The organism is Mucilaginibacter kameinonensis (genome assembly GCF_003675385.1).
Lineage (GTDB): Bacteria > Bacteroidota > Bacteroidia > Sphingobacteriales > Sphingobacteriaceae > Mucilaginibacter > Mucilaginibacter kameinonensis.
Genome location: NZ_RCWZ01000004.1, coordinates 346,908 through 363,530, shown reverse-complemented (window position 1 = coordinate 363,530; position 16,623 = coordinate 346,908). Strand labels below are relative to the sequence as shown.

General features: G+C 46.4%; 7 protein-coding genes. 5 read left to right on the top strand and 2 right to left on the bottom strand.

Annotation, left to right across the window (positions count from 1 at the left end):
- From EAH55_RS19835 to EAH55_RS19815, 5 genes are read left to right on the top strand one after another with little or no spacing between them, the layout of a single operon-like run.
- The gene (locus EAH55_RS19835; RefSeq protein WP_121811728.1) at positions 1-1,590 is read left to right on the top strand and encodes a sodium:solute symporter family transporter; all 1,590 of its coding nucleotides are present in this window, start codon (positions 1-3) and stop codon (positions 1,588-1,590) included.
- A gap of 1 nt (position 1,591) precedes the next feature.
- A complete protein-coding gene (locus EAH55_RS19830; protein ID WP_121811186.1) occupies positions 1,592-3,790 on the top strand; it encodes an alpha-L-rhamnosidase-related protein in 2,199 nt (732 codons plus the stop codon).
- Entirely contained in the window at positions 3,787-7,095 is a 3,309-nt protein-coding gene (locus tag EAH55_RS19825; protein ID WP_208644894.1) for a glycoside hydrolase family 2 TIM barrel-domain containing protein, read from the top strand. Before EAH55_RS19830 ends, EAH55_RS19825 begins: the two co-directional genes overlap by 4 nt.
- On the top strand, positions 7,092-10,421 hold the full coding sequence (locus EAH55_RS19820; RefSeq protein WP_121811184.1) for a glycosyl hydrolase: 3,330 nt from the start codon (positions 7,092-7,094) through the stop codon (positions 10,419-10,421). Before EAH55_RS19825 ends, EAH55_RS19820 begins: the two co-directional genes overlap by 4 nt.
- 4 nt (positions 10,422-10,425) lie before the next feature.
- Positions 10,426-12,468: an aceric acid hydrolase gene (locus EAH55_RS19815; protein WP_121811183.1), complete on the top strand. Its 2,043-nt coding sequence runs from the start codon at positions 10,426-10,428 to the stop codon at positions 12,466-12,468.
- Positions 12,469-12,881: 413 nt separating this feature from the next.
- Here the strand turns inward: EAH55_RS19815 and EAH55_RS19810 are convergent, their stop codons facing one another.
- Both EAH55_RS19810 and EAH55_RS19805 read right to left on the bottom strand, forming a co-directional pair.
- Positions 12,882-15,194, bottom strand: coding sequence for a DUF5703 domain-containing protein (locus EAH55_RS19810; RefSeq protein WP_121811182.1), 2,313 nt, complete (start codon positions 15,192-15,194; stop codon positions 12,882-12,884).
- Positions 15,195-15,196: 2 nt separating this feature from the next.
- Positions 15,197-16,618, bottom strand: a complete 1,422-nt coding sequence (locus EAH55_RS19805; protein WP_121811181.1) for a sialate O-acetylesterase — start codon at positions 16,616-16,618, stop codon at positions 15,197-15,199.
- Between the last annotated feature and the right edge of the window lie 5 nt (positions 16,619-16,623).

The following is a 16,623-nucleotide window of genomic DNA, read 5'->3' as shown; positions in this document are numbered from 1 at the left end:
ATGAGCAATATCGTATCGCGCCTTACGCTGCTTGATTACTCGGCGGTTGCCGTGTACCTGATCATTTTAATGATAATCGGGTTCCGCGCCAGCTTTAGCAATAAAAACAAAACGGACGAAACGCTTTTTCTGGCCAATAAATCTTTGGGTTGGGCAAGTATTGGCTTTAACATGTGGGGCACCAATGTGGGGCCATCTATGTTATTGGCTTTTGCAAGCATCGGTTACAGCACAGGTATAGTAGCAGTTAATTTCGATTGGTATGCTTTTGTTTTCCTGATGCTGCTGGCCCTGGTATTCGCGCCTAAATACATCGCGGCCAAAGTGTCAACCATGCCCGAATTTATGGGTAATAGGTATGGCGATTCAACCCGTAATATCCTGGCCTGGTACGCGCTTATCAAAATGCTGATCTCCTGGCTTTCATTAGGCCTTTTTGCAGGTGGTTTTTTAGTGAGGCAGATATTGGGTATCCCGATGTGGCAATCGGTTATTGTGCTGGTATCTTTCGCTGGCTTATTCGCGTTTACCGGCGGTTTAAAGGCTATTGCCAAAGTAAATGTTTTCCAGATGTTGCTGCTTATCGGCGTATCATTAACGCTGACTGTTTTAGGTGTAAACAAAGCCGGAGGCTTATCGGCCGTATTTCATCAAACACCCGCAAATTACTGGAACCTTATCCACCCGGCAAGCGATGTTAAATACCCATGGTATGCTATTTTGCTGGGTTACCCGGTATCGGCGGTGGCTTTTTTCTGTACAGATCAGGCTATGGTTCAATCGGTATTGGGGGCTAAAAACCTGGAGCAGGGGCAGCTTGGCGTTAACTTTATTGGCTGGCTGAAAATATTATCGCTGCCGCTGTTTATCCTAACGGGTATCCTGTGTTTTATCCTTTTTCCGCATCTGAGCGATCCTGCTTTAGCCTACATGACCATGGTTACTAATCTTTTCCCTCCGGGGATGAACGGACTGGTTATTGTAGTGTTGATAGCGGTTTTGGTGGGCACCATCGGCTCATCGCTCAACTCGCTGAGCACCGTGTTTACCATGGATATTTATGCCGAAAAGATTAACCCCAATGCCACTAATAAAGATCTCATCAGGGTAGGGCGTTACACCGTAATTGGCGGCTGCGTATTTGCTATAGGTATGGCGCTGGCTATTGACAGCATTAAAGGCCTCAATTTGTTTGATGTATTTCAATCGGTATTGGGTTTTATCGCCCCACCGCTGGCTGTGGTTTTTTTGCTTACCGTCTACTGGAAACGTACAACCCGTAAGGCGGTGAATATCATTCTTTCAGTAGGTTCGGCTTTTAGTTTGGGGACTGGGGTAGTTTACCTGTGGGTGTTACCGCCCGATAAATACAGCTTTTGGCCGCATTACCTGATGCTGTCGTTTTTCATATTTGTTTTCCTGGCTGTATCGGCTGTGCTGATCTCATTGCTTGATAAGACACCCGCGGTGTATGTTGCCGAACAATCTGAAACAGAAAATACTGCAAAGCCTACCCGGCGTGTAAAAATAGCCTGGCTGCTACTTACGGTAGTCATGATCGCCTTATACCTCATTTTTAACGGACATTAAAATGCATAAAACATCTACCCATATAAAATTCAATAAGGCCCGTGTATTTATCGCGCTGCTAAGCTTTATGCTTTTTGCTGATATCGCCAAGGCACAAAAAGCTACCTGGATCTGGTACCCAGGCGATTATGAAGTATGGCTGAGTAACCGGATGCAGAACCGCCGTACCGAGCGGGGCGCTTTCTTTCCGCCGTTCTGGAAACTCGACAGCCATTATGTACTGGTTGATTTTCATAAGGATTTTACGCTAACAAAGCCCGAAACGGTCGAACTGGCTGTTGAGGGGCAATACAATGTAAAGCTTGATGGTAAGGCATTGGCCGGTTACCCTAAAAAAATTTATGTGCCGGCTGGCAGGCACAGGCTTAGTCTCAAAGTCTATAACCAGGCTGCTGCTCCCGCCATATTTGTTAAGGGGCAGCAATTGGTGTCAGATACCTCATGGCTGGTAACTTATGAAGATAAGGAATGGATTGACGAATCTGGGAAAACTTCAGATGTATCGGCCACAAAATATGTAAATGCCGGTAACTGGAATTTTGATTCGGTTGATAAATTACCCTCAGCATTTCGTTTACCAACAGAGGAGTATAAGCCTGAGAAAACCGAACGGAAGGAGCATTCAATTGTAGTTGATTTTGGCAAAGAAACCTTTGGATACGCCAGGCTTATCGGCTTAAAAGGCAAAGGCAATGTTAAATTCTGTTACGGCGAATCAAAGGAAGAAGCTTTATCATTAACCAATTGTGAACTGTTGGATAGTGTTTATATCGATCAGCCTCAGAAAGCCGATTATACCATGCAGGGTTCCCGTGCTTTCCGTTACATCAATATATTGTTTGATGATAGTGTGACTGCCGATGACGTTTCGATGCTTTATGAATATTCGCAGGTTGAGCAGCGTGGAAGCTTTAAATGTTCGGACGAACTGATCAACAAGATCTGGGATGTTTCTGCCTATACCTTGCACCTGAACACCCGCGAGTTTTTTATCGATGGCATCAAGAGGGACAGGTGGATCTGGTCGGGCGATGCTTATCAAAGCTACCTGATGAACTATTACCTGTATTTTGATTCGCCAACGGTAACCAGAACATTGTATGCCCTCCGCGGTAAAGACCCTGTAACAAGCCATATCAATACCATTATGGATTATACCTTTTACTGGTTCATGGGTATTTATGATTACTACCAGTACACCGGCGATAAAAGCTTCATTAAACAAATGTATCCACGCATGCAAAGCCTGATGAGCTATTGCCTGCAACGCCGCGATAAAAATGGCTTGATGGAAGGCTTGCCCGGCGATTGGGTGTTTATTGACTGGGCCGATAAACTCAGCAAAAAAGGAGAGGTAAGCTTTGAGCAATTACTGCTCTGCCGTAGCCTGGAAACCATGGCCCTATGCGCCAATATCATGGATGATAAAACAGGTAACGATCAATACCAAAAACTGTCGGCAAATCTGAAATCGAAGATCTTCTCCCTGTACTGGAACAGTGATAAACACGCTTTTATACACAGCCTGGTTGATGGTAAGCAAAGCGATAATGTGACCCGCTACACCAATATGTTCTCGATATTTTTCAATTACCTGAACCCAGGCCAACATCAGGAAATTAAAAAATACGTGCTGCTGAATGACAAGATCCAAAAGATAACTACGCCCTACATGCGCTTTTACGAACTGGAAGCGCTTTGTGCCATGGGCGAGCAAAGTTATGTGATCAAAGAAATGAAAGACTATTGGGGTGGCATGCTCAACCTTGGCGCTACCTCTTTTTGGGAAGAATACAATCCCGCTAAAACCGGTGCCGACCGATACGCCATGTACGGACGACCGTTTGGTAAAAGCCTTTGCCATGCCTGGGGTGCAAGTCCGATATACTTGCTGGGTAAATATTATCTCGGTGTAAAACCAACAGCACCGGGTTATCAGCAATATATTATTGAGCCGCAATTGGGCGGTTTGCAATGGATGAATGGCAGCGTGCCAACTGCTAATGGGGATATCAAAGTATCGTGCAGTACTAAACAAATTAAAGTAAGCAGCAGTACCGGAACGGGTCTGTTGCGGTTTGCAAGTACGTCCAAACCGGTTTGCAAAGAGGGGGAATTAACTGCAAAAGGGAACGGCACTTATGAACTTACCATCCAAAAACAAAAACAGTACACTATAAACTATAGCGCAAAAAAATGATGAAACGGCTCATAAATATCCTGCTTTTAACAGCATTTTCATCAACAGGGCTTTACGCGCAGCTGGTTGATAAAACACCCGCTGCCATACCCAACGCGCCAACGGTTTATGATGCCGACCCCTGGGAAAATCCATTAGTTGACGGTATAAACCGGGATGCGGCACGCGCCACGGCCTATTCGTACAGCAATATTAAAGATGCACTGGCGGGTGACAGGGAGAGATCGGGGAGAATGTTATCTCTGAATGGTTACTGGGATTTTAGCTACGCAGCAAAACCGGCCGACGCACCTAAAGATTTTTATAAAAGCAGGGTAAGTGGCTGGAAGAAGATCATTGTACCCTCAAGTATTGAAATGCAGGGCTATGATAAGCCTATTTATAAAAGTGCGGTTTATCCGTTCCGACCGGTCAACCCGCCTCATGTACCGCAGGATTATAATGGCGTTGGCAGTTACCAGCGTACGTTCACTTTGCCTGCCAACTGGAAGGATCTGAACATCACCCTGCATTTCGGCGGTGTAAGTTCGGGTTTTAAGGTTTGGTTGAATGGCAAGTTTTTAGGTTATGGCGAGGATAGCTTTTTGCCCTCGGAGTTTAACATTACGCCATACCTGCAAGCAGGTGAAAATGTAGTATCGGTACAGGTGATCCGCTGGAGCGATGGTTATTTCCTGGAAGACCAGGATCAGTGGCGCATGAGTGGTATCCACCGTGAAGTAATGTTGTTAGCCGAACCTAAATTGCGTATAGCTGATTTTCAATGGCAGGCAAAACTCGACAAGCAATACAAAGACGCTGTTTTCAGTATCCGTCCGCGGATTGAAAACCTGACAGGTAAAGCTGTACCCGGTTATAAAATTGAAGCAAGGCTTTTCGATAGAAATAATAAAGAAATATTGCAGAAACCTTTGGAGCGAAGTGTGGAAAGCATCATTAATGAGATCTATCCCCGGTTGGATAACGTAAAATTCGGTTTGCTGGAAACCACGCTGAAAAACCCGGAAAAATGGAGCGATGAAAAGCCAAACCTGTACACACTTACTTTATCCCTGATCGATAGTACGGGCCAAACCCTGGAGGTTAAAAGCTGCAAGGTGGGGATCAGAAGCATCGAGTTTAGCAAGGAAGACAGCAAACTACTCATCAACGGAAAAGTAACCTACCTGTACGGCGTAAACCGGCCAGATCATGATCCGGTAAAAGGAAAGGCATTATCGCGCGAGGATATCCTGAGTGATGTGCGCACCATTAAGCGTTTCAATTTTAACTGTATCCGCACCAGCCATTACCCAATGGATCCCCACCTGTATGATCTGTGCGATGAATATGGCATATTGGTTATAGACGAGGCCAACCTGGAAACCCATGGCCTGGGATCAAAGCTCAGTAATGACCCCATGTGGACCGGCGCTTATCTCGATAGGGCTACCCGCATGGTGATGCGCGATAAAAACCATCCAAGTGTGATCATCTGGAGTTTGGGAAACGAGGCCGGCAGAGGGCCAAACCATGCGGCTATGGCCGGTTGGATCCATGATTTTGATATTACCCGTCCGGTACACTATGAGCCCGCCCAGGGCACACCACAGGCCGAAGGTTACATCGACCCAACCGATCCGCATTATCCTAAAACTAATGACCACTCGCACAGGTTGCAGAACCCTATCGATCAGCCTTATGTGGATATCGTAAGCCGGATGTACCCCGGCATTTATACCGCACCTTTGCTGGCCAATCAGCAAAATGGAGACAACCGCCCGATATTTTTTGTAGAGTATTCGCACGCGATGGGCAACTCTAACGGAAACTTAAAGGAGTTTTGGGATCAGTGGAGATCGACAAAGCGGATTATTGGCGGAGCAATTTGGGAGTTTAAGGATCAGGGATTACTAAAATATGACTCCACAGGCAAGGCGTACTATGCCTATGGTGGAGATTATGGCGAACGCTATTTTGATAATTTTACCATTAAAGGCATCGTAGCATCCGACGGGCGACCAAAGCCTGCCATTTACGAATGCAAGCACGTTTTTCAGCCCGCGGTTTGTGAATTGGTTAATGCCGATAAGGCAACTATCCACATCAAAAACTGGCATAGTGTGGCTTCTCTGGCTGATTACGATGTTACCCTGCAGTTGAAGGAAGACGGCAATATCATCCTGAAAAAACAAATGCCCCATATCAACCTTGCAGCCGGGCATGATACAAGCATCAGCATTAAACAATACCTGCCCAATTTAAAACCCAATCACGAATATCTGGCCGATATTCACTTTAACTTGGCCGAAGATAAGCCATGGGCAAGCAAAGGATACGAAATAGCGAGCGACCAGTTTCAACTAACCTATCCTAAAACATTAGCCGCAAACGCTAATGATAAGCGTTATCCAGAAACCAAATTATCTGAAGATGATAAGGCTTATCATATCAGTGGAAAGGATTTTGAGATAGGCATCAGCAAAGAAAATGGTGCTTTAACCTCGTACCTGTACAAAGGCGCTCAGCAGGTGTTCGCCCCTTTATTGCCACATTTTACCCGACCGGTTACCGATAACGATCATCGTGGCTGGAAGATGGAAAAGAAACTGGCGGCATGGTTTAAGGCTGTGCCGATACTGAAAAAGATCTCAGGCCAAAAAGCCGGAGATGGTTCGGTAGTGGTTACAAGTGTTTATTCTATGGTTAACGATAGTGCCTCGGTACAAGTAAGTTATACCATTCGCGGTAACGGTTTGCTGAATGTTGCTTATACTTTTGACGCTAAACCAGGTTTGCCAAACCTTCCTAAAGTTGGTATGCAAATGGGAATTGCACAGGCCGATAGTAATATCAGCTATTATGGTCGGGGGCCTTTTGAAAACTATATCGACAGGCGTACCGGCTCGGAAGCAGGTATCTACTCACAATCGATAGGTCAATTTATGGAACCCTATGTTGTGCCCCAGGAAAACGGCAACCGTACGGATGTACGCTGGATGCTGCTGCACCATAAAACGGGCGGTTTGCTGATCACTGCCGATAGCCTGTTGAGTATGAGTGCCTGGCCCTATATCGAAGAGAATATTCAAAAAGCAAAGCACACCAATAAGCTAATGGATGCAGGATTTATTACGTTGAATATCGACCTGATGCAAATGGGCGTAGGCGGTAACGATAGCTGGTCGGAAGTGGCCGAGCCTTTGGAGCAATACCGCATTCCCGCCAAAAAGTATCAATACAGTTTTTACCTAAAACCATATGAGGGTAAACCTGAGGCGGCAGGAAACGCGGCGTATCAGATAAAATTTAACAGGAAGCCATGAGGAAATACGTTTTCACAATTTGCCTTTGCTGCCTGTTTTTACCTGGGGTGGCCCAGCAGCGTAAAGTATCGCGCTTAAACGATGGTTTGGAGCAGGCCTTTTTGCACCCGCCTGAATCTGCAAAGCCATGGGTGTTTTGGTACTGGATGCAGGGTGCGGTAAGCCGTGAAGGGATCACCGCCGATTTGCAGGCCATGAAGCAGGCTGGGATAGTAGGAGCGTATTTAATGCCCATTAAAGGACCTGCTACCCCGCCTTTTATTACCCCGTCAATTAATCAGCTAAGTCCGGAGTGGTGGGCGATGGTGAAGTTTACCATGCAGGAAGCCGACAAGATAGGCGTAAAAATGGCTATGCACGATAGCGATGGTTTTGCACTGGCCGGTGGCCCCTGGATAACCCCGGAGCTTTCCATGCAGAAAGTGGTATGGTCAAAAATTGAGCTTGAAGGCGGTAAAGCGTATCATGATACTTTGCCTGTTCCTAAGCATTATAAAAACTATTATAGAGATATCGAGGTACTGGCCTATCCGTCACTCCCGGGCGAGGGGATAAGCAGTTATGATGATCATCCGAAAGTAAGCACCAGTGTGCCAAATACTGATGTGCAATATCTTGCAGAAAAAGGAAATATCAAAAGCTTTACAAGCAATGAGCAGTGCTGGCTGCAGTTGGAGTTTGAAAAGCCTTTTGCCTGCCGCTCGCTTGTTATCCATACTTCAGCAAGTAATTACCAGTCGCAAAGATTGATTCTTGAGGTAAGCGATGACGGTAAAAATTATCGCTCGTTAGGTAGGTTGGAGCCTCCACGCCATGGCTGGCAGGATGGGGATGCTGAGATCACAAACTCCATCGCTCCGACGACTGCCAGATATTTCAGGTTCACCTACGATAAAGAAGGTTCGGAACCCGGAGCAGAAGACCTTGACTTTGCCAAATGGAAACCGACTTTAAAATTATCGGGCATTGAATTATTAAGCGAACCGCGCATTCATCAATATGAAAGCAAAACCGGCGAGGTTTGGCGTTTGAGCAAGCAAACTACAAATGCACAATTGCCGGCTAACCTTTGTGTAGATAAAAGCAAGATCATCAACCTTACCGATAAATTAGGAGTAGACGGCAAACTGAACTGGCAGGTACCGGCAGGTAGATGGACAATTATCCGTATCGGGCACACTTCTACCGGGCATACCAATGCTACCGGCGGTGGCGGTATTGGTTTGGAGTGTGATAAGTTTAATCCCGAAGCCGCCAAAATACAGTTTGATAACTGGTTCGGTGAGGCTGTAAAGCAGGCGGGGCCGGAGTTGGCAAAGCGTGTACTGAAAATCTTTCATGTGGATAGCTGGGAATGCGGGAGTCAAAACTGGTCGCCGGTGTTTGCTGCTGAATTTCAGAAGCGTAGGGGATATGACCTGTTGCTGTATTTGCCTTTAATGGCCGGTGTACCGGTAGAGAGTGCCGAAAAATCTGAAAAAGTATTGGCTGATGTAAGGCAGACCATAGCCGAATTACTGGTAGGTAATTTCTACGGTACTATGGCTAAACTGGCGCACGAAAAAGGTTGCGCATTTACTGCCGAAAGCGTAGCCCCAACCATGATGAGCGATGGCATGCTGCATTACCAAAAGGCCGATATCCCGATGGGGGAGTTTTGGTTTAGGAGCCCTACGCATGATAAGCCTAATGATATGCTGGATGCCATATCGGGTGGGCACATCTATGGCAAAAATATTATCCAGGCCGAGGCTTTTACCGAGTTGAGGCTATTATGGGATGAACATCCCGGGATGCTCAAAACCACTGCCGACCGCAATTTTGCCCTCGGCATCAACCGTTATGTTTTTCATGTAAATGTGCATAACCCATGGCTTGACCGTAAGCCGGGCATGACGCTCGACGGTATAGGCCTGTTTTTCCAGCGCGACCAAACCTGGTGGGAACCCGGTAAAGCCTGGTTTGATTATATCAGTCGTTGCCAGGCTATGCTGCAACAGGGGCACCCGGTTGCTGATATCGCTGTTTTTACCGGCGAGGAAACACCACGCCGCGCTATTTTGCCCGACAGGCTGGTTAGCACCCTGCCGGGGATTTTTGGTGAGGAACGGGTAAAGCAGGAAACAGAGCGCTTAGCCAACAAAGGTGTACCAATCATTAACTCAATTGAGGATGCAAGCCATTCTGCTAATATGGCGTTGCCCGAAAACTGGATAGACCCGCTGAGAGGATATGCCTACGACTCCTTCAACAAAGACGCGTTGCTACGTTTAGCCACGGTAAAAAACGGCAGGATCATTTTGCCAGGTGGTGCAAGCTATGCCATGCTGGTGATCCCCGGTGTAAGTCAGATGTCGCCTCAGCCGTGGCAATTATCGGTTGAGGTTGTAAAAATGCTTCAGCAACTGGTAAATGAGGGCGCTACCGTTTTATTAGGCAATGAGCGGATGAAAGCCACTTTGAAAGGTAAGGTACTCATCGGCCCTTATCAAAAAGAAACGTTCGACGAATTAGGTATTCCCCGTGATCTGATCGCCACCGATTCAGTTAATCAACCCGCAAAAGATCTCGCATGGGTACATCGCAGTTCAGCTAATCTTGATATCTATTTTATTTCCAATCAGCAGGCTTTAAATCGCACCATTAATTTATCATTGAGGACAGCGGCCCGTATCCCTGAACTTTGGGATCCTTTAACTGGTGAGATCAGGCAGTTGTATAGCACAGGTAAATCAACCCGTACAAATGTTAAGTTTGATTTGGCCGCTTATGGCTCAGCCTTTATTGTTTTCAGAAATGCCTCTTCCGTGGCAAAAATCGGGGATAATAAGCCATCTCATTTTAAAACTATACAAACTTTTACAAACTGGCAGGTACAGTTCGATCCTAAATATGGAGGCCCGGCGAAGCAGGTTACATTCAATCAACCTGAAGACTGGTCGCGCAATACCAATGATAGTATAAAGTATTATTCAGGAACAGCGGTTTACAGTCACACGTTTCAGTTTACCGGAAAAGCAGGGGCCAAAACATATCTTGACCTGGGAAATGTTGCCAACATGGCCCAAGTGTATGTAAACGGCATCAATTGCGGCACGGCGTGGACATATCCTTACCGGGTAGACCTGAGCAAAGCCATCAAATCAGGCGAAAATAAACTGACTATCAAAGTAACCAACACCTGGGCTAACCGCCTCATGGGCGATCATGCCCTGTCCGAAAATAAACGTATTACATGGACAAACGCGCCTTACCGGTTGGATGGTCGCCCGCTTTTACCGGCCGGCCTGCTTAGCCCAGTGAAATTGCTCATTGATATCCCTTAATGATATGAAAAGAACTTTTGAATATATTGGAATAACATTATTGTTAAGCTGCGCGTTAAAACTTTCGGCCCAAAACAAAGCGCTGGTAAATACGAGCAAAAGCAACTACGCCAAACTCAGCAGCCTTGATATGGGCGCGGTACAATGGACAGGCGGCTTCTGGGCCGATAGGTTTAAGGTTTGCCGCGATACCATGATCCCTAACCTGTGGCGAGTTTACACCGATCCGAAGATCAGTCACGCCTACCGCAATTTTGAGATAGCCGCAGGACTGGATACCGGATCGCATGAAGGCCCGCCATTTCATGACGGCGATTTTTATAAATTGTTTGAGGCGGTAGCCAGCATGTATGCCTCCACGCATGATCCCAAATTGGACGCGTTGATGGATAAAACCATAGCTGTTATTGCCAAAGCCCAACGCGCTGATGGCTATATCCACACACCAACCCTTATTGAAGAACGCAAGAATAGTGGTAAGGAAAAGGCTTTTAATGATCGCCTTAATTTTGAAACTTATAACCTTGGGCACCTCATGACCGCCGCCTGTGTTCATTACAGGGTTACAGGTAAAACTACTTTATTGAAAGTGGCTGTTAAAGCCACCGATTATCTTTATAAGTTTTATAAAACTGCCTCGCCCGAACTGGCGCGGAATGCCATTTGTCCCTCGCATTACATGGGGGTAGTGGAGATGTACCGTACCACCCGCGATCCACGATACCTGGAACTGGCTAAAAATCTGATCGATATCCGGGGCTTGATGAAGGATGGCACAGACGATAACCAGGACAGGACGCCTTTTCGGCAGCAAACACAGGCTATGGGACACGCTGTACGAGCCAACTACCTGTTCGCGGGAGCTGCCGATGTTTATGCCGAAACCGGCGACACTACACTCATGCACACCTTAAACCTGATGTGGAACGATGTCGTGAACCGCAAGATGTATATAACCGGTGGCTGCGGTGCATTGTACGACGGCGTTTCGCCCGACGGAACTTCTTACAATCCTAACGATGTACAGAAAGTACACCAGGCTTACGGGCGCGATTATCAACTGCCAAGTTTCACAGCCCATAATGAAACCTGCGCCAACATTGGCAACGTGCTCTGGAACTGGCGCATGCTGCAGGTAAACGGTGATGCCAAATATGCTGATGTGATGGAACTAGCGCTATACAACAGCGTGCTTTCGGGCATTAGCCTTAGCGGACGTAATTTTTTGTATACCAACCCGTTGGCTTATTCGGATAGTTTGCCATTTAAACAGCGTTGGTCTAAGGATAGGGTAGGTTACATCAAACTTTCCAATTGCTGTCCGCCAAATGTAGTGCGTACCATTGCCGAGGTAAGCGATTATGCTTACAGCACATCAGATAAAGGCCTTTGGTTTAACCTGTATGGCAGCAATACAATAACCACTAAGCTGAAAGATGGCACGCCGGTAAAACTAACACAAACTACCAATTATCCATGGGATGGAAAGATCCGCATCCGGTTTGATGAAGTACCGGGCAATAAAGCGTTCTCGGTATTTTTAAGGATTCCGGGCTGGTGTAAGGGCGCAAGTATAAAGCTTGCTGGTCAGCCGGTGCCGCAACTGGATACCACACCTGGAACGTATGCTCAAATTAACGCCGTTTGGCAAAAAGGAATGACAATTGATCTTGATCTGCCTATGCCGGTTACGCTGATGGAAGCCAACCCGCTGGTTGAGGAAACGCGAAACCAGGTTGCGGTAAAACGAGGTCCGGTGGTTTATTGCCTGGAATCAGCCGATCTGGCTAAGGGACAAAAGGTCTTCAATGTAGCGCTATCTGCAGGTAATCAACTTAAACCCGAGTTGATCAGGATAGATAACAGCGAAATCATGAGTCTTGTTGGTAAAGCCGACCTACGTGATGAAAACAATTGGAGTAATCAGCTTTACAAGGAAATATCTACGCCAAAACAAAATGCTGTTGATATCAGGCTGATTCCATACTACGCATGGGGTAACCGTGGGCATGTGGATATGGAGACCTGGATGCCGCTGGACAGGTAGTTTCGAGGCGAAAGGCTAAAGGCAAAAGGTTGCAATAAAAATGCACAGGTCGCTGCGCGGCTCAAGCCGAGCGGCGGCGTGAGGCTGATATTTTTAATCAATCTTTAGTGTTACCCCTGTTGATTTTTAAATATTTGATTGTCAGTTATTTGCTTTGTAAGTATTCGAAAAGTGTTAACCCTGTTAACCCTCTACGCAGCCGCTCGGCCAGTGATGAGGTAAAAGGCAAAAGTTTGTAAAAAAAACGCGCCGCCGCTCGGCTCCAGCCGAGTGGCAACTATTATACGGCCTCTGGCCGCCGAAGCGCAAGGGTAAAAGCTATTTTAATCCAAGTTTAGTCGCGGCGGCCAGAGGCCGCCCTGATAATTGCCACTCGGCTGGAGCCAAGCGGCGGCGGAGATTTTGAGGAGCCTTTATTTATCTAACATCACCTCAATATCCTTCTTCCTTTCTTCCGGAAAAACTTTTAAATCAACAACTTTTCCATCTTTGAGCGTAGCTTCAACGGTAGTATTATAAGGTGCATGAAGTTTAAAATGCACATCCCAGCCCTTTGGCCAGGCGGGGAACAGCAGGATCTTTTTGTCATCTACCTGCATCAGCATTTCCTGTAAGCCAATCATTCCTGAGCCTCCCCAATTGTGGTCGGGTGTCCAATCGAAACCCGGTCCCCAAAAGGCAGGGAAACGCCTGCCGGAATTTTTGAGTTTGAACTTAGTCAGTTTGGCGGCTTCATCGGTAAGACCTAAACGGGCCGCAAAAATATTATCCTGTTTCCAGCCTATGCCGCTCCTGAATTTGGCTACAAGCGTGTCCAATTTCCAGGTATTTAAAGCGATATCCAATCCCGGTTTATCTAAGCCGAATATGCCCCAGGGATATACCGGGTAAAACTGGGTATTTTCCTCGTTGTTCACCCGCTCCCATGATTTGGCGGGTGTGAGGGTTTTATGACCGTCAATATCGCCAAATGTGATAGGAGGGATGCGTTTTAACAGGCTTTCCAGCTTGGCATGTTCATCTTTAGTTAAATAACCATCAGGCAGTACCAGCATCCGTTTGGTGATGGTTTGCAGAGCTGCGATGGTCGAGTTGGAGTTATAGGCCATCTTGAAAGTTTCGGCAGAAGAGCCTGGATATAGTACCAGGTGCCCGTTGCCGTCGAGGGCTTTAGCGCTACGCTTGCGCGAAAGGTATTGATAATGTTCGTCGAAAAAAGTAAGACAGCTTTCAATAAACGGAATGTATTGATGGATGTCGTCGCCTTTATATCGCTCCGTTTCCAGCATCATGAGGCAAAACTCAAAAACGGTATCCCAGGTGTATTCCAGCCATGCATTATACTCAAGTCCTTTATCAAAATCGGCCGGACGCTTCCAGGTATACTCGGCGCTATTGGGCAAACCGAAATTCTCTACCTGTTCGGTAAAGCAGGCGCCGTTGTGGCCCCAATAAACTTTGCTGCGTAATTCGGCGTTTTTAAGAGAATTGAGATAGAAGTCAAACTCGGGTTTCATCATGTCTATGTCGCCGCTTTTGAGCATCGGGAAATAAACCAAGCGTTGATTTTGGGCCGTCATCAGGCCACCACCCCAGTTACGGAAATCGGGTGTAAAGGCGTATTGAGGATTAACGAAAACGGGATCGTAGGTAAACAGACCGCCGTTAAATTTGGTGGGCGCTTGTCCGTAAGCATTGCAACCCAGCATGTACCTGAAAAGCTGGTAATTTTTACCGGTTTGCCAGGCTGTTGTATCATTGTCAGGCTTAGTCGCGTTGATGTAGATGAAACTCCTGTCCCAATATTGTTTCCACCAGTCGGCTGTTTTTTGCCAGTCGGTTTTAGTATTGGTTTCGGCTTCCTTAATTACTTTTTCGAGGCCTTGTTGCCATTCATTTACGGATGCGGTTTGTTGGGTATTGAGATAGATCTCGATATCCTGATTGGTCGTAGGTTTAATGCTCTCCAGTTTCCAGCCTTCAAAATCGGTGTTGAGGTATTGCCCTTTGGTGTTTCCGGCTGCTTTCAGGTTTTTGCCTTGCATTAGCCCGCCAAAAGTCAGGTTTTTAAGCGGGTTGTACATCTGATCTTTAACCGCATTCATCCCTTGCTGCTTCACCGTAACATCAAATATGGTGGAGTCGAGGTTGTGGTGGTAGAACCGGATGGCATTGCCTTGAAACGCTATGTTATCCTTCAGCGTTTTTACATCATTACGCGGTGCGAATTTCCATGATCCTTCATTTTTTTCAAGTCCCTTTACCTCCCTGTCGCGATAGCGCCAGCTTTCAAAAATAGCTTCGGTTTTAAGGGCTTTATTGCTACTGATGTTGACATGGATCACCGGACGGAAAACATCAACCCAAAGCTTTATTTCGGCTTTTAAATCGCCATTTTTTCCGTTGATGAGTACCGAGCCATTTTGAAGTTTGAGTTCCTGTTTAAAATCATTGCCATCAAAAGGATTGGGCGATAGTTTAACCCTTATCCGACCAAGTTTAAGCATGGCATTATTTTCATCAAAAGTGCCGCTCCGGGCTATATAAAAAAGCAGCTCGCCTTTTTCAACCCAAACGTTTAGGCCGATATCGCCACCGCCGCATGGCATCGACTGGCCTGAATTTTGGCTCTGGCTGGTCCACACTTCATTGTATTGTTCTATGCCTTTGTTTTGAGCTAACGCGATATTGCAGTACAGGAAGCAGAGTAGCAGGAGTCTTTTCATAATTACCAATCGTCGGTTCTGAATGAGGAAACGGGGAGCCCGTTAGTGCCGAACAGATCGCCCACCACAAAATCTTTGAAGGCATAACGCACGGCCACAGGCTCTTTTACCAGGGGTGAAGATACAATAATTGCGCTACCCGATATCATGGCCTGTGCAGGGTAAAACATTTTGTCTTTACCGGCAATTTCAAAGTTTTGGATAGACTTGTTGAAGGACGTAAGCCCGTTTTCGGCATGTTCAAACCTGATGGTAGCCTGATTGCCATCCACAGTCATTTCTTTGTACAGCGGACTTGCATAGTCGAAACCTTTGATGCCATAAGTTTGAGCTAATGCAAGATAAGCCAGCCGGGTGCCTACGGGTTCTTTACGTGAAGGGTGAATAAGAGCCTGTTCGCCAACATCAAGCAATACAGCCATGCCGCTGTTGGGGATAATCTTTAATGATTTACGCTGGGCATCACGCAAATAGGCCGAATTGTATTTGCCACCGGTATTGTATGGTGGCAATTGGGCATAATCGTAAGGGGCAATCTGCACATAGTAAAATGGAAAATCGCCTTGCTGCCAAAGCCCCCGCCAGCGTTTTACCAAGGCTGGGAAAAGTTTTTCGTATTGGTCGGGGCGGTCATAATTTGATTCGCCCTGGTACCAGATACAGCCTTTAATGCCATAGCCAATAACCGGGTTCAGCATGCCATTGAATAGGGTAGTAGGCGTGCGTGATACCGCCTTGATGGTATCTGTTTTGGCCGGAATTTTTATCTCCGGAAAATCTTTTAACCCTTCGGTATCCATCCAGGCCTCGGCGTTAGATCCGGCATAACAATCGCTGATCAAACCGATGGGCACATGAAGCATCTCATTCAATAACCTGCCGAAATAATAACCTGTAGCGCTAAAATTGGCTACAAACTCAGGCGAGGCCACATGCCATTCGGATGGTTTGCTGTTTTCCTGGACTTCGGTTACAGATGAGTGGGGGACGGTGTAAATGTGGATGTTACTATTGGCTGATTTCAGGATGGCATCAACAGAACCGCTGATAGGCTGACTTTTATAGCCTTTCATCGGGATTTCCATATTTGATTGTCCCGTGCAAAGCCAAACTTCGCCAATAAGTACATTATTTAGTTGTATGGTATTGCCATCGCTGATGGTTACAGTATATGGTCCCCCATAAACCGGGGTACTTACTTTAACAAGCCATTTACCATTGGCATTCACTTTGGCTTTGTAGCTTTTTTTGTTCCATGAGGTATTGATAGTAACTGTTGATCCTGCTTTGTCCCAACCCCAAACAGGAGCTTCGCTTTGCTGTTGCAGTACCATGTTATCGGTAAAAATGGATGCCAGTTTTACCTGTGCCTGTGTGGATATAAACATGAACAAACCCAGGCCTGATGCCAGTAACTTTTTCATTGCTG

Bases quoted from the DNA above. Each gene is read 5' to 3' on its own strand.
- EAH55_RS19810 (WP_121811182.1), bottom strand. From the start codon at position 15,194: ATGAAAAGACTCCTGCTACTCTGCTTCCTGTACTGCAATATCGCGTTA.
- EAH55_RS19805 (WP_121811181.1), bottom strand. From the start codon at position 16,618: ATGAAAAAGTTACTGGCATCAGGCCTGGGTTTGTTCATGTTTATATCC.
- EAH55_RS19820 (WP_121811184.1), top strand. From the start codon at position 7,092: ATGAGGAAATACGTTTTCACAATTTGCCTTTGCTGCCTGTTTTTACCT.
- EAH55_RS19835 (WP_121811728.1), top strand. From the start codon at position 1: ATGAGCAATATCGTATCGCGCCTTACGCTGCTTGATTACTCGGCGGTT.
- EAH55_RS19815 (WP_121811183.1), top strand. From the start codon at position 10,426: ATGAAAAGAACTTTTGAATATATTGGAATAACATTATTGTTAAGCTGC.
- EAH55_RS19830 (WP_121811186.1), top strand. From the start codon at position 1,592: ATGCATAAAACATCTACCCATATAAAATTCAATAAGGCCCGTGTATTT.
- EAH55_RS19825 (WP_208644894.1), top strand. From the start codon at position 3,787: ATGATGAAACGGCTCATAAATATCCTGCTTTTAACAGCATTTTCATCA.